This is a genomic window from Paraburkholderia sp. EG286B, from assembly GCF_040965655.1.
Classification (GTDB): Bacteria; Pseudomonadota; Gammaproteobacteria; order Burkholderiales; family Burkholderiaceae; genus Paraburkholderia.
Map to the genome: position 1 here is coordinate 62,724 of NZ_JBFRCF010000003.1, position 14,361 is coordinate 77,084.

At 66.2% G+C, this 14,361-nt stretch carries 12 protein-coding genes and 1 pseudogene; 7 read left to right on the plus strand and 6 right to left on the minus strand.

Annotated elements, in window-relative coordinates; translation table 11 throughout:
* Positions 1–17: 17 nt before the first annotated feature.
* Positions 18–650: a LysE family translocator gene (locus AB4Y42_RS06465; RefSeq protein WP_368691765.1), complete on the plus strand. Its 633-nt coding sequence runs from the start codon at positions 18–20 to the stop codon at positions 648–650.
* Between the two features lie 68 nt (positions 651–718).
* Here the strand turns inward: AB4Y42_RS06465 and AB4Y42_RS06470 are convergent, their stop codons facing one another.
* Positions 719–1,618 carry a LysR family transcriptional regulator gene (locus tag AB4Y42_RS06470; protein ID WP_368693701.1) on the minus strand — a complete coding sequence of 300 codons (900 nt, stop codon included), beginning with the start codon at positions 1,616–1,618 and terminating at the stop codon, positions 719–721.
* A gap of 189 nt (positions 1,619–1,807) precedes the next feature.
* On the opposite strand from AB4Y42_RS06470, the gene AB4Y42_RS06475 reads away from it, so the two are divergent.
* Positions 1,808–2,584 carry an SDR family NAD(P)-dependent oxidoreductase gene (locus tag AB4Y42_RS06475; protein WP_368693702.1) on the plus strand — a complete coding sequence of 259 codons (777 nt, stop codon included), beginning with the start codon at positions 1,808–1,810 and terminating at the stop codon, positions 2,582–2,584.
* Here the strand turns inward: AB4Y42_RS06475 and AB4Y42_RS06480 are convergent.
* On the minus strand, positions 2,569–3,189 hold the full coding sequence (locus AB4Y42_RS06480; RefSeq protein ID WP_368691762.1) for a TetR/AcrR family transcriptional regulator: 621 nt from the start codon (positions 3,187–3,189) through the stop codon (positions 2,569–2,571). The genes AB4Y42_RS06475 and AB4Y42_RS06480 overlap by 16 nt on opposite strands.
* Positions 3,190–3,370: 181 nt before the next feature.
* Here AB4Y42_RS06480 and AB4Y42_RS06485 point away from each other — a divergent pair, with 181 nt between their 5' ends.
* From AB4Y42_RS06485 to AB4Y42_RS06500, 4 genes and pseudogenes are all read left to right on the plus strand, one after another.
* Positions 3,371–4,141, plus strand: a complete 771-nt coding sequence (locus AB4Y42_RS06485) for an alpha/beta hydrolase (RefSeq protein WP_368691761.1) — start codon at positions 3,371–3,373, stop codon at positions 4,139–4,141.
* A 142-nt stretch (positions 4,142–4,283) separates the two neighbouring features.
* Positions 4,284–4,759, plus strand: a pseudogene (locus AB4Y42_RS06490) (carboxymuconolactone decarboxylase family protein).
* Positions 4,756–5,613 (plus strand): sigma-70 family RNA polymerase sigma factor, encoded by an 858-nt coding sequence (locus AB4Y42_RS06495; RefSeq protein ID WP_368693703.1) that lies wholly within the window; start codon positions 4,756–4,758, stop codon positions 5,611–5,613. Before AB4Y42_RS06490 ends, AB4Y42_RS06495 begins: the two are co-directional and overlap by 4 nt.
* A gap of 108 nt (positions 5,614–5,721) precedes the next feature.
* Positions 5,722–6,129 (plus strand): DUF2000 domain-containing protein, encoded by a 408-nt coding sequence (locus tag AB4Y42_RS06500; RefSeq protein ID WP_028202441.1) that lies wholly within the window; start codon positions 5,722–5,724, stop codon positions 6,127–6,129.
* Between the two features lie 16 nt (positions 6,130–6,145).
* On the opposite strand, the gene AB4Y42_RS06505 is transcribed toward AB4Y42_RS06500, so the two are convergent.
* The 4 genes from AB4Y42_RS06505 to AB4Y42_RS06520 all read right to left on the minus strand — a co-directional run bounded on the left by AB4Y42_RS06505 (position 6,146) and on the right by AB4Y42_RS06520 (position 10,428).
* Complete coding sequence (locus tag AB4Y42_RS06505) at positions 6,146–7,948, minus strand: chloride channel protein (protein ID WP_368693704.1); 1,803 nt, start codon at positions 7,946–7,948, stop codon at positions 6,146–6,148.
* 3 nt (positions 7,949–7,951) lie between these two features.
* On the minus strand, positions 7,952–8,365 hold the full coding sequence (locus AB4Y42_RS06510; protein ID WP_324157888.1) for a MarR family transcriptional regulator: 414 nt from the start codon (positions 8,363–8,365) through the stop codon (positions 7,952–7,954).
* A gap of 109 nt (positions 8,366–8,474) precedes the next feature.
* Entirely contained in the window at positions 8,475–9,632 is a 1,158-nt protein-coding gene (locus AB4Y42_RS06515) for an HPP family protein (RefSeq protein WP_368693705.1), read from the minus strand.
* Positions 9,633–9,909: 277 nt separating this feature from the next.
* The gene (locus tag AB4Y42_RS06520) at positions 9,910–10,428 is read right to left on the minus strand and encodes a hypothetical protein (RefSeq protein WP_368693706.1); all 519 of its coding nucleotides are present in this window, start codon (positions 10,426–10,428) and stop codon (positions 9,910–9,912) included.
* A gap of 345 nt (positions 10,429–10,773) precedes the next feature.
* Between AB4Y42_RS06520 and AB4Y42_RS06525 the strand changes: the two genes are divergently transcribed.
* A complete protein-coding gene (locus AB4Y42_RS06525) occupies positions 10,774–14,352 on the plus strand; it encodes an indolepyruvate ferredoxin oxidoreductase family protein (RefSeq protein ID WP_368693707.1) in 3,579 nt (1,192 codons plus the stop codon).
* Positions 14,353–14,361: the final 9 nt, after the last annotated feature.

Consider the following 14,361-nt stretch of genomic DNA (forward strand, 5'->3'; position numbering starts at 1 on the left):
TTCTTCCTCTTCCACTCATGACTGGACACGCCTTCATCTCGACCAACCTGCTGCTTGCCTACACCGCGTATTTCGTCGGCACGGCGAGTCCCGGGCCGAGCAACCTTGCAATCTTGTCCATCGCGGCCAGTCACGGCCGTAAAGCGGCGATGACGTTCGCGCTCGGTGTCATCTCGGGATCGATGTTCTGGGCGACGGTGGCCGCGCTGGGCGTGTCGGCTGTCTTGATTGCCTGGTCTCAATTCATCGTTGCAATCAAGATCTTCGGTGGTCTCTATCTCCTGTGGCTCGCCTTCAAATCCGGACGCAATGCGCTTTCGAGCGCCGCCACCTCGGCAGTGGAGGTGGAACGCGCACCGACACTGACGAGCGTCTACCTCCGCGGCGTGACGCTCCATCTCACCAATCCCAAAGCGATCCTCGTGTGGGTTTCCATTGTCGCGCTGTCGTCGAACGGCACGGGGTCTGCCCATAGTGCGGTCATCGCAGGTTGTGCGGCCATCGGATGCCTGGTGTTCGGCGGTTATGCCGTCCTGTTTTCGACGGCTTCGGCTCGCAGGCTGTACGTGCGGACCCGTCGCGCGCTGGAAGGATGCCTGGCCGTGGTATTCGGGATCGCCGGAATCAAGCTTCTCTCGACGAGGATCTAGCTTCCAGTGTCGCTCGGGCCATTCGCTTTCGCGTTGAACCGACGTGCGTTCTTAGCGGCGCGCGCTCCCTACCCACGCAACGTCGCCAGCGGAAGTCTGGCGACCAGCTCGTCGAATACGACACGCACTCGCCTCGATACCGGGCCGCGTTGGGGACGGTAGACGTATAGCTTCCAGGGTTCGGGATCGAGGCGGGGTAGAAGCCGGACGAGCTGACCTCGCTGAACATAAGGCCGAATCAGATATTCGGTGCATTGGCTGAAGCCAATGCCCGCGCAAGCCGCTTCGATCTCCACGGAAGTGTCGTTGGTTACGAATGCGGGCGCAGCGGGCTGGAAGTGACGTTCTCCGCGGAACATCCATGGCCACGGTCGACCGCTTGCGGGGTCGATCAGGCACGTCACTGGTAGTGCTTCGAGGTCCTTCAGGTTTTTCGGTTCTCCCACCCGTTCGATCAATGCAGGTGAGGCGACGGTCCATACCGGTAGCGGACCGATCGCGCGCGCGACAAACCGGTTGTCGCCAATGGCGCCCACGCGCACGCCTACGTCGATCTGCTCGTCCACGACGGCCGAGGGGGCGTCCGCAAGTCTGAGGTCGGCAATCAGACCGAGATGGCGGGCCATCAATTCCATCAGGATCGGCTGTACGTAGTAGCGACCCAGGGCCGACGGCGCAGTAATGCGCACAATGCCCATGGCGTCGTCGCTCATGCTTGCCTCGCCGAACAGACCGTCGACGCCGGCTAACGCAGCCTGAGCGCGTGCGACGAACGACTGGCCGAACGTCGTGATCTGCACGCGCCGCGTATTCCGGTGGAACAGGGTTTCCCTCAGTTGCTCCTCGAGTTCACGCACCGCGCGCGTGACGACTTGCGGCGAAACGCCGAGTCGCGCGGCGGCTTCGCGAAAGCTCGTACACGATGAGGCGGCGAGGAAGATCCTCAGGAGATCAAGGCGATTGAGCATGATGATTCCTGCGCTGGGAACGATGCGTCATTGTCGTGGAAAATTCCCAAAGCAGGAATTGTGAATGCGCAATTATTCCATTCACCTTCGAGCGCTCGATATCCATACTTCGTTCCAGGCGTGAGGCAAGGTAGCCGTGAACAGCGCGCCAGACTCTGCGCAATATCCACTGGAACAAAGGACGACATCATGAACACGATCAGCACACAACGGCAGCTCGAAGGCAAGATTGCACTCGTGACCGGCGCCAGCTCCGGCATCGGCCGCGCTTCGGCCGTCGAACTCGCCCGCCGCGGCGCAAAGGTCGTCGTGGCGGCCCGCCGCAAGGACGAACTCGACCAGCTCGTGCAGCAAATTTCGGCCGAGGGTGGCGAAGCGTCGGCCTTCGTGGCGGACGTTTCGAAAGAAGCCGACATCAAGCGACTCGTCGACTACACGGTGCAGACCTATGGGCGGCTCGACATCGCCTTCAACAACGCGGGAACCGAGGGCGTCTTCGCGCCGCTCATCGAACAGGATTCCGAAAGATTCGACATGGTCTTCGAGCTGAACGTGCGCGGCGTGTTGAACTCGATGAAATACGAAGCGGAAGTCATGCTCGGGCAAGGCTCGGGCAGCATCATCAACAACGCCTCGATGGGCGGCCTGATCGGCTTCGCGAACGCGTCGGTGTATATCGCCAGCAAGCACGCGGTAGTCGGCATGACCAAATCGGCGTCGATCGAATGGTTCCGCCAAGGCATACGCGTGAACGCACTGTGCCCGGGGTTGATCGAGACGCCGTTCCATCATCGCGGCATCTGGCCATCGGCCGAAGTGCAGCAGCAGTTCGCCGCCGGCACGCCCGCCGGCCGCTGGGGCACCGCCCAGGAGATGGCGACGATCGTGGCGTTCCTCGCCTCCGACGACTCGAGCTACGTATCGGGCCAAGCTCTGGTGGCCGACGGCGGCTACTCGGTCGCCTGACCGGTGGAGCGTGCGCGTTTGCGCGGCTTCACCAGTCTTTCGACCGCACCCCCGGTCACCTGCTTGAACAGCTCGACGTTCGCATACGCGCGCGCAGCGAGCATGGCGCCGTAGACCAGCGAGACGAGCGTGGCCGCTTCGGCGTGAACCGACGAATCCAGTTTGAGGAGATCGCCCTTCACGCCGGCTTCGAGCACCCGTTCAAGCCACGCAGTCAGATGATCGAAGAACGTCTTCACCCCTTGAGCCACTTCTTCAGGCAGCGAAGGGAGCTCGGCGCCCAGCATGCCTGCGACACAGAACGGCGCCGTGTCGTCGGCAATGCAGCGCTCCCAATGGCCGATGTAGGCGCGCAACTGTGCGATGGCGTCCGCGCCGCTCGCCTCCAGCGCCGCCACATCGGCGTCGAGCGCTTCCTGCCACGCGTTGAGCACGGCAACGACGAGATCGGTCTTGGCGGGGAAGTGGTGGTGAATGCTCGCCTTGCGAATCTCGATTGCATCCGCGATGTCGGCATAGCTGAACCCGTTGTAGCCGCGCCGCATGATGAGCTGCCGTCCCGCCGCCATGATCCTGTCGGCCGTCAGTTCGCCGCTTACTGTCATTTTGCCTACCATCTAGTCGGTTGAATTACCGATAGCTTACGCGGAGCGGGGACCAATTTCCACCCCCGAGCCACCTCCAAAATTTTTCTTGCTTCTCAGCCATCCTACTAGTAGGATGGCTTCATCGAACAGGCGATGTCCTGTCGATTTCTCAAATCACCTCACGCCCTGGAGCATGAAAATGAAGATTTCCTCATACGTAACCCGCATCGCCGCCGCCGTTGCCCTTTCCGCCGCCGCGCTCGGCTCGCAGGCCGCCACGGCCGCGCCGGTCAAGAACATCGTGCTCGTGCACGGCTACTTCGCCGACGGTTCGGGCTGGCAGGCCGTGTCGAAGATCCTCACGCGCGATGGCTACAAGGTGTCCGTGGTGCAGGAGCCGGAAACGTCGTTCGACGACGACGTGAAGGCGACGACCCGTGTCGTCGATGCCCAGGACGGCCCGAGCATCCTCGTCGGCCATAGCTACGGCGGCGCGGTCGTGACCGAGGCCGGCAACGACGACAAGGTCGCGGGTCTCGTCTATGTGGCCGCGTTCCAGCTGGACACGGGAGAATCGCCGCTCGAACTGACGAAGAAGACGCCGCCGGCCACCCAGGCGATCAAGGCCACCGCCGACGGCCACCTCTATATCGACCCGGCCAATTTCCACGAGGATTTCGCCGCCGACCTGCCCGCCGCCGAGGCCCGTTTCATGGCCATCTCGCAGGTGACGCCCGCCGCGCAATCGTTCGGCGTTCCGATCACGCACGCCGCCTGGAGAACGAAGCCGAGCTGGGCCGTCGTGGCGACGGCGGACCGCGCGATCAATCCCGATCTGGAACGCTTCATGACCCAGCGTGCAGGGAGCAAGACGGTCGAGATCAATTCGAGCCACGTGGTCTACATGTCGCATCCGGCGGAAGTGGCGAAGGTCATCGAGCAAGCCGCAGCGCAGTCGGGCAAAGAGTGATGCTGCGTGACGAACCGCCTCCGGCTGCGCTACCGGCCGAGGCGGCTCAGTTGTCGCCGCCAAACTTTTTTTGCCCCAATGTCACACGCGGCCCAGGCTGTCTCGTCATGTCATGGCAACCCAACCGAAAGGAGATGTAACCATGACTGCCAAGCTCGACCTGTTCGCCGCCGCCCCGACCCTGATGAAGTCCTGGATGGGCACTTCGCTCGCCGTGTCCGGGAGCCTCGAGCCGAGCCTCATTGCGCTGGTGGAGGTGCGCGCGTCGCAAATCAACGGCTGCGCGAATTGTCTTAACATGCATACCGCCCACGCACGCGAGGAAGGCGAGACCGAACAGCGTCTCTACCTGCTTTCCGCGTGGAAAGAAGCGCCTTGCTACACCGACCGCGAACGCGCGGCGCTCGGCTGGACCGAGGCCCTCACGCGCCTGTGCGAAGGTCATGCACTGGAAGAAGCGCGCGCGGCGCTCGCCGGCCACTTACCGAGGAGGAGCAGGTGAAGCTCACGCTGATGATCAATGTGATCAACGGCTGGAACCGCCTTGCGGTCGGCTTCGGCTTGTGGGTCGATCCGGCGGCGGCGAAGGCCATGGCCAAACAGATGGTCGCCGCATGACGGACCCGGGCCTGAGGGACGCCGCAGCGAGTTTCGACCCGCTGCGGCGCAAGCTGATCCGCGTGGCGTACCGCATGCTCGGTTCGGTCGCCGACGCCGAGGACATCGTGCAGGACGCGTTCATCCGCTGGGCGGACGTGGAGCGCGACGACGTGCGCGTGCCCGAGGCCTTCCTGCGCCGCATGGTGATGCGCATGTGCCTCGACCAGCTCAAGTCGGCGCGGCATCAGCGCGAAACCTATATCGGTCCGTGGCTGCCGGACCCGGTCGTCGAAGAGGACGAGCAGGAGGACGTCACGCTGCCGCTCATGCTCGCGCTCGAACGTCTTTCGCCACTGGAGCGCGCGGCGTTCCTGCTGCACGACGTGTTCGGTCTCGAGTTCGACGAAGTCGCGGCCACGATCGGGCGCGAGGGCGCCGCCTGCCGCCAGCTCGCGGCGCGCGCCCGCGCTCACGTGAGAGAAGCGCGCCCGCGTTTTCATGTGGAGAAAGGGCGCGGCCTCGAACTGGCGCAGGCGTTCTTCGCGGCGTCGCGCAGTGGCGACATGAGCGCGCTGGGCGCCATGCTCGCCGACGACGTGAGCCTGCACGCGGACGGCGGCGGCAAGCGCCCGGCGCTCGGCCACCCGGTGTTCGGCTTCGAGAGTGTGATGAAGTTCCACGCGCAGCTAGCCGGCCTGTTCCGCAAGAATGGCTCGACTTTCGTGCGTGCGGGTTTCATCAACGGCCTGCCCGGCTTCGTCACGCGCGAGGCCGATGGCGAGTTGCAGACCACCGCGCTCGAGATCGAAGGCGGCAAGGTCACGGCCATTTATGTGATGCGCAATCCGGACAAGCTGCGGCATCTGCACTGAGATGTGCGGCTTCCGGGCGGCCCAGGCTGCCCCAAGCCGCCGTGCACAAACGTTCCAGACTTGCAGCCGCGTCTCGCGGATCATGACTGCCTCGAAAAAGGAGGCAGTATGTTCGATACGAAAGTCGCGCTGGTCGTGCGGGAAAACCTCGCGGTCTGGCAAAAGCTCAATGTGACCGCGTTTCTCGCCACGGGCATTGCGGCGGCGGTGCCCGAGGCGCTTGGCGAGCCCTACGAAGACGCGCGCGGGCAACGCTACGGCAGGATGCTGGGCCAGCCGATGATGATCTATGGCGCCGATGTCGAAGGTCTGCAGGCGGCGCTGCGGCGCGGCGTGTCGCGCGAACTCACGATCGTGCCGTATGTGCACGCCATGTTTTCGACGGGCCACGACGCGGCGAACCGCGAGGTCTTTCGCGCCGAGGACCCGGAGAATCCCGATCTGGTGGGAATCGCGCTATACGGCCCGAAAAACGCGGTCGACAAGGCCGTGAAGGGGTTGGCGCTGCATCAGTAGACGCGCGCCATTTTCATCACCCGGCCTTGCGCACCGGCGGAAAGCGCCGCTTGCTGTTGCCCACGGAAATGCGGCGGAAGCGCTCCTTCTTGTGCTCTTCCTCGAAGTGCGAGAGCGAGAGCTTGACGAGGTCGCTGCGCGAGACGATGCCCACGAGCTGCCGCGATTCGCGGTCGGCCACCACGGGCAGGCGCTCGAGCCCGTGAATCGCGAGGCGCGTGGCAACCTGCCGGCAGGTCTCCGCGGGCAGCGCCATGTCGGGGGAACGTTGCGCGAGCAACGAGCCGAGCGGCGTATCGAGGGCTTCGGTCGCGGCGCTCGCGCGCACGGCGTCGAGCATCGCGCGATCCACCACGCCGAGCACCGCGCCGTCGCGCAGCACCGGGAAGGCGCGGCGCTGCTGGGTCGAACCGAAATAGCGATCGAGGGCTTCGCGCACGGTGACGTTCGCGTCGATCGTATCGACGGTGCGAGTCATCACTTCATCGACGTAATGGCGCTCGAGCGGATCGACGCCGTACTCGCGATAGATGTGATAGCCGCGGCGCGCGATCTTTTCGGTCATGATCGAGCGCTTCATGACGACCGTCGCGAAGCCGTGCGCCACCAGCGTGGCCGTGAGCAGCGGCAGCAGCGCATTGGTGTCGTGCGTGAGGCCGAACGCGAACACGATGGCCGTGAGCGGCGCGCCGAGCGTGGCGCCGAGCGTCGCCGCCATGCACACGAGCGGCCACAGCGCCGGGTCGCTGCCGGGCAGCACGTGGCTCAGTACCGAGCCGAGCCCCGCGCCGAGCATGAGCAGCGGGGCGAGCACGCCACCCGAGGTGCCGGAGCCGAGCGCCACGACCCAGATCACGGCTTTCACCACCAGAATCGCGATGGCGACCTGAAGAACGATGTGCTGATGCAGCAGGTCGCCGATCACGTCGTAGCCCACGCCGAGCGCGCGCGGCTCGATGAAGCCGCCGATGCCCACCACGAGCCCGCCGATGGCCGGCCACCACGACCAGTGCAGCGGCAGATGGCCGAACAGGTCCTCGACCTTGTAGAGCGCCGCCGACAGCCCCGACGCGAGCGCGCCAGCCAGCAGCCCGGCGATGATGCACGAGAAGAGCGCCACGGCGTGCGGCGGCAGGGTCTGCATGGGGAACAGCGGCGCCGTGCCGAAGAACACGGAGCGCGCGAAGCCGGCCACCGCGCACGCGAGCGCGACGGGCAGGAAACTGCGCGGGCGCCATTCGAACAGCAGCAATTCGACGGCGAGCAGCACGGCCGCGACCGGCGTGCCGAACACGGCGGTCATGCCCGCGGCCGCGCCCGCCACGAGCAGCGTCTTGCGCTCGGCGGAAGTGACCCGCACGCACTGCGCGAGCAGCGAGCCGAGCGCGCCGCCCGTCATGATGATCGGGCCTTCCGCGCCGAACGGGCCGCCGCTGCCGATCACGATGCCCGACGAAAGCGGCTTGAGCACGGCCACCTTCGGCGACATCTTGCTCTTGCCGAACAGAATGGCTTCGATGGCTTCGGGAATGCCGTGGCCGCGAATTTTCTCGGAGCCGAAGCGCGCCATCATCCCGACGATCAGGCCGCCAATCACAGGCACGACGATGACCCACGGCCCCAGCGTGTTGAGCGCGGGCGAGCGGTCGGCGAACGAGAACTGGCCGAAGAAAAACAGGTTCGTGAACCAGTGGATCAGGCTCAGCAGCACGAACGCCGCGAGCGTGGCCAGTACGCCGATCACGGCGGCCAGCACGCTGATGCCGGGCAGGCGTGCGTTCGCCGAAAAGTCGCGCTTGTGGGAATCGTCGGAATGCATGGTTTAAAGATCGATATGCGGAATGGTGAATGCGCCGTCGAGCGATCTCAACTCGGCGCGATGCAGTTCGGCCAGGCGCGCGAGCAGCTTTTCGCCGGCGGCGAGCAGATGCACTTCCACCTGGCGGCGGTCGCGCTCGCTCACGCGGCGCTCGACGAGCTCGATCGCCTCGCAGCGCGAGACGAGCGCCACCACGCCGTGATGCTGCGCCTGCAAACGCTCGGCCAGCTCGCCGATGGTCGCCCACGTGCGGCCCGGGTAGCCTTTCACATGCAGCAGCAGCAGGTATTGCAGCGGCGTGATGCCCTCGGCCTGCGCGGCCTGCTCCGAGAAGCGCTCGAAGCGGCGCATCTGGTAGCGAAATTCGGACAGCTGTTCAAAGTCGACCTTGTCGAGGTCGCGCGCGTTTTTTTTCATCGGGAGTCCCTGGAACGGTGTAGTCTCCTAATATATCACGATGTGATATTTCGTCCCGAAAACGCCCGTCACATCAGCATCGCGGCCAGGTGTGTGGGCGCGAACCGGCTCAGGCCGGCGCCTGCTGCGGCGTCTTCGCCTGGTGATAGAGCCCCGAGATCAAGTCGGCCTGCGTGATGATGCCCGCGAGCCGGTGTTCGTGATCGACCACCGGCACATGATGGTGCCCGCGGCCCGCAAAAATACGCACGAGTTCGACGATCGGCGTCGTGTTCGCGACGGTCAGCACATGCGTGGTCATCAGCGTGGCGACGTTCTGGCCGGCCTCGGCGTGCGGCCGGAACAGGCGCGCGATCGCATAGAGCATGAGACGCAGCGGATGCCGCTCGCGCCCGTCGTCGGCGAGGTCCGCGCGCGTGACGATGCCCTTCACCTGGCGATGCGCGTCCACCACGGGCAGCGCCTTCACGTCGTGGCGCTTGAGCAGCGAGCGCGCTTCGCCCACGGTCGTCGCGGGCGTGATGCTCACCACATTGGCCGACATGACATCGGCGCAGGTCAGTTCGCCGAAGCTGCGCGCGTAGGCGCGGATCTCGGCGTCCTGCAGCACGGCTTCGAGGTCGTCGGTGTCGATGTCGAGCATCTCGTCGCGCTCGCGCAGCACCGCTTCGAGGTCGGCGCGCGTGAAACCGGCTTGCGCGGGGACGGGGCCGGCCACCCGCGGGCGTCGCGCGGCGTGCGGGTAGCGATGCCCCGTGGCGGCGTGATAGACGAGCGCGGCGCCGAGCAGCAGGAACGACTGCAGCGCGACGGGCACGAACACGAATTCATAGCCGAGCGCATGCACGGCCGGGCCGCCCAGCACCGCGGTCAGCGCGACCGCGCCCGAAGGCGGATGCACGCAGCGCAGCGTAAACATCGCGACGATGGCCACGGCGATGGCCACGGCGGCGGCCGGTACGGGGTCATGGATCCAGATCGCCGCGGTCACGCCCACGGTGGCGGACACGAGGTTGCCGCCGATGATCGACCAGGGCTGCGCGAGCGGGCTGGCGGGCACGCCGAACAGCAGCACGGCGGAGGCGCCCATCGGGGCGATCAGGTACGGGATGCTGGGATCGCCGCCGAGCAGCCGGTGCGCGAGCGCGCCCGTCAGCGCGATGCCGACCAGCGCGCCGCCGCCCGAGCGCAGGCGCTCGCGCCATGTGATGGTGACCCTGGAGGGGCTGAAGCGGGTGAGCCAGCGAAGGACCTTGAAGCGTGACACGATTCGGAACGGAAACGGGTGAGGAGCGCAGACGGCTCGGCGCCGCCCAAAGAAAAGGGATTATATCGCGATGTGATATATATCGCGACACTTAGTCGCGGCGGTGTTGGACCGAGGACGGGCTTCAGGCGGGAATTTTGGGGACGCAACCGTAGCCGCGCAGCGAGTGGCGGCAGGTGAGGCAAGGGAGGAAGCGCCGCCGCAGGCGGGCGGCGACGCCTTCGAGGCCGGCCAGCGAACGCTGGCGGACGGTTCGAACTTCAGGCCTTAGTTGGCATTAACCGGCATGCGGCGGCTGACCCGCGAAACGCGGCGCAGGCGCGGCGTTGGGATGGCCATCGGGGTGGCGGTGATGGCCGGCATTGGCATTCGCGCTGGCGTTCGCGTTGCGGTTCGGCGCAGGCGGCGGGCGATGCTGGGCGGTGTGCGCCGGCGGGTGCCCGCCCGGCTGCGGCCGGTAGCCATGCGGCGGCGTGCCGTGCGGCTGCATCGTCACGCGCACGCGCTGTGGCTCGGGCATGCGCGCGTGCTGCATCGGCAGATGGCCTTCGTTGTGCGCCATCACCACGCGCAGTTCCGCGCGGCGGTGCAGGACTTCGCCGCGCAGGTCGCCGCGGCCGTAGTAGCGGCGCTGGCGGTGGCCGTCCGGCCCCACGATCCAGATATAGGTGCTGCCGCCGGCGTAGACCACGTCGCGGTCGAGCACGACCGAAACATAGGCGTCGTACGGCTGCGGCACATAAACGGGTTGCGCGACGACGACAGGCGGGGGCGGCGGCGGGGCAGCGACAACCACTGTCGTGGGGCGCGCGGGTGCCGTGGCGACGCGGGGGCTGGAGGCGCAGCCGCTGATCAGCAGGGTTGCGGCCAGGGTTCCGAACAGGACAGATGCAGATGGCAGAGCGCGTGGTTTCGCGTGCAAGCGGGACTCCGGAATGAGTGGTTGCTGGTCCCGTGTGTTAACGGCAAATGGCCGAAGCGCTTGAGCAAGCGCCCCCCAATCCACGGTTTTCTACGCGCATAGCCATCCGTTTTTCGCATACCAGTGTTCCCAATTTGTGATTTTACGATGGCATATCGGCTTCCTATACTCGCCCGGAAAACGTACCGATGAAGTACCGATTCCGGAGACAGCCCCGCCATGAACGCCCCAGACCGTGCCGCCGTAGACGCCGCATCGCTAGCCGCATCCGTTTCGCTCGACGACAAATACACGCTGGAGAAAGGCCGCGTGTACATCAGCGGCACCCAGGCGCTGGTGCGCCTGCCCATGCTGCAAAAGGCGCGCGACCGCAAGGCCGGCCTGAATACCGCGGGCTTCGTCTCCGGCTATCGCGGCTCGCCGCTCGGCGCGCTCGACCAGTCGCTCTGGAAGGCGAAAAAGCATCTCCAGGCCCACGACGTCGTGTTCCAGCCCGGCGTGAACGAAGACCTCGCCGCCACCGCCGTGTGGGGCACGCAGCAGATCAATCTCTGGCCGGGCGCGCAGCGCGACGGCGTGTTCGGCATGTGGTACGGCAAGGGCCCCGGCGTCGACCGCACCGGCGACGTGTTCAAGCACGCCAACTCCGCCGGCAGCGACGCGCGCGGCGGCGTGCTCGTGCTCGCGGGCGACGACCACGCGGCGAAGTCGTCGTCGGTCGCGCACCAGTCCGAGCACGCGCTCATCGCGGCGGGCATTCCCGTGCTCTATCCCGCGAACGTGCAGGAATATCTCGACTACGGTCTGCACGGGTGGGCCATGAGCCGCTACTCGGGCCTGTGGGTCGCCATGAAGTGCGTGACCGACGTGATCGAGTCGACGGCGTCGATCGACCTCGACCCGGATCGCGTGGCAACCGTCACGCCCGCCGACTACACCATGCCCGAAGGCGGCCTCAATATCCGCTGGCCCGATACGCCCCTCGCCCAGGAAGCGCGTCTGCTCGACGAGAAGTGGTACGCCGCGCTCGCCTATGTGCGCGCGAACCGGCTGAACCGCGTGGTGATCGATTCGCCGCGCGCCCGCTTTGGCATCATGACCGCGGGCAAGGCGTATCTCGACGTGCGCCAGGCGCTCACCGACCTCGGCCTCGACGACGAGACCTGCGCGCAGATCGGCGTGCGCGTGCTCAAGGTGGGCTGTGTGTGGCCGCTCGACGCGCAGGACGCGCGCGGCTTCGCCACCGGGCTCGAAGAAATTCTCGTGGTGGAAGAAAAGCGCCAGATTCTCGAATACGCGCTCAAGGAAGAACTCTACAACTGGCGCGAAGACGTACGCCCCAAGATCTACGGCAAATTCGACGAGCGCGACAACGAAGGCGGCGAATGGTCGGTGCCGCGCGGCAACTGGCTGCTGCCCGCGCACTATGAACTCTCGCCCGCGCTGATCGCCAAGGCCATCGCGCGGCGTCTCGCGCGCGCCGACGTGCCCGAGGAGGTGCGTGCGCGCATGCTCGCGCGCGTGGCGATCATCGAGGCGAAGGAGCGCGAGGCGGCCAGGCCGCGCGTGACGGTGGAGCGCAAGCCGTGGTTCTGCTCGGGCTGTCCGCACAACACCTCGACGAATGTGCCCGAAGGCTCGCGTGCGCTGGCGGGGATCGGCTGCCACTACATGTCGATGTGGATGGACCGCAAGACCGAAACGTTCAGCCAGATGGGCGGCGAGGGCGTGGCGTGGCTCGGCCAGATGCACTTCTCGGGCGACAAGCACGTGTTCGTCAATCTCGGCGACGGCACCTACTTTCACTCAGGACTGCTGGCGATTCGCGCGGCCATCGCATCGAACGCCAACATCACCTACAAGATTCTCTACAACGACGCGGTGGCGATGACGGGCGGCCAGCCCGTGGACGGCGTGCTCACCGTGCCGCAGATCGCGCACCAGGTGCATGCCGAAGGGGCGAAGCGCATCGTCATCGTCACGGACGAGCCGCAGAAATACGCCGCGAAGATCGTATTGCCGCCAGGCGTGGACGTTCACCATCGCGACCAGCTCGATAGCGTGCAGCGCACCTTGCGCGAAATCGCCGGCACCACCGTGCTGATCTACGACCAGACCTGCGCCACCGAAAAGCGCCGTCGCCGCAAGCGCGGCGCCTATCCCGACCCGGCGCGCCGCGCGTTCATCAACGACGCCGTGTGCGAGGGCTGCGGCGACTGCTCGGTGCAATCGAATTGCCTGTCCGTCGAGCCGCTCGATACGCCGCTCGGCACGAAGCGCAAGATCAACCAGTCGTCGTGCAACAAGGACTTTTCGTGCGTGAAGGGCTTTTGCCCGAGCTTCGTGACGGCCGAGGGCGCGCAGTTGCGCAAGCCGCGCGCGGCAAATGTGTCCAGCGCCGCCTCGATCGATTTCGACGCGTTGCCCATGCCCGTGCTTCCGCAACTGGCGAAGCCTTACGGCATTCTCGTGACGGGCGTGGGCGGCACGGGTGTCGTGACCATCGGCGGCCTGATCGGCATGGCCGCGCATCTTGCGGGCAAGGGCGTGACCGTGCTCGACATGGCCGGGCTCGCGCAAAAGGGCGGCGCCGTGCTGAGCCACGTGCAGGTGGCGGCGACGCCCGCCGCCTTGCACGCCACGCGCATCGCCACGGGCGAGGCGCGCCTCGTGATCGGCTGCGATGCGATCGTCTCCGCTTCGGGCGACGTGCTCTCGCGCACCCAGCATGGCGTGACGGTCGCGGCGATCAACAGCGGCGCGACGCCGACTGCGGAATTCGTCAAGAATCCGAAGTGGACGTTCCCGGGCGCGCAAACCGAGACGGAACTGCGCGCGAGCATCGGCGAGGGCTGTGCGTTCGTGGACGCCAATGCTCTCGCGCTGGCCTTGCTCGGCGACACGATCTACAGCAATCCGCTGCTGCTGGGCTATGCGTGGCAAAAGGGCTGGCTGCCGCTCGAACTCGCGCATCTGCGCCGCGCGATCGAACTCAACGCCGTGGCCGTGGAGAAGAACCAGCAGGCGTTCAACTGGGGGCGCTACGTCGCGCATCATGGCGAAGCGGTCGTGCGCGCGCTCACCAAAACGCCGGCAGAACCGCAGGCCATCGTTCTGCGCATGCCCGAATCGCTCGACAAAGTGATTGCCGCGCGCGAAGCGTTGCTCACCGCGTATCAGAACGCCGCCTATGCGCAGCAATATCGCCGCGTGGTCGAGCACATTCGCGTGAAAGAGACGGCGCTTGGCGGCGACGCGAAGCTGCCGCTCACGCGCGCCGTCGCCGTGAATCTCGCGAAGCTGATGGCCTACAAGGACGAGTACGAGGTCGCGCGTCTGTATGCCGATCCTGCGTATCTGCAGAAGCTGCGCGAGCAGTTCGAAGGCGAGCCGGGACGCGACTACAAGCTGAACTTCTGGCTCGCGCCGCCGCTGCTCGCGAAGCGCGACGAGCACGGTCATCTCGTGAAGCGCCGTTTCGGTCCGTGGGTGCTGCCGGTGTTGCGCACGCTGGCCCGCATGAAGGGGCTGCGCGGCACCGCGTTCGACGTGTTCGGCAAGACCGAAGAGCGTCGCGACGAACGCCGCTCGATTGCGCAATACGTGGCGCTCGTGGACGAATTCTGCGCGAGCCTCGACGCGCAGCGCCTGCCGGTCGCGCTGCAGCTGGCGGCGCTGCCCGACGAGATTCGCGGCTTCGGCCACGTCAAGGCGCGCAATCTCGCGGCGGCCGGCAAAAAACAGGAGCGCTTGCTGGCCGACTACCGCACGCCTGCTGCGCAGCGCGCCACGGCGTAACAAGCCAAC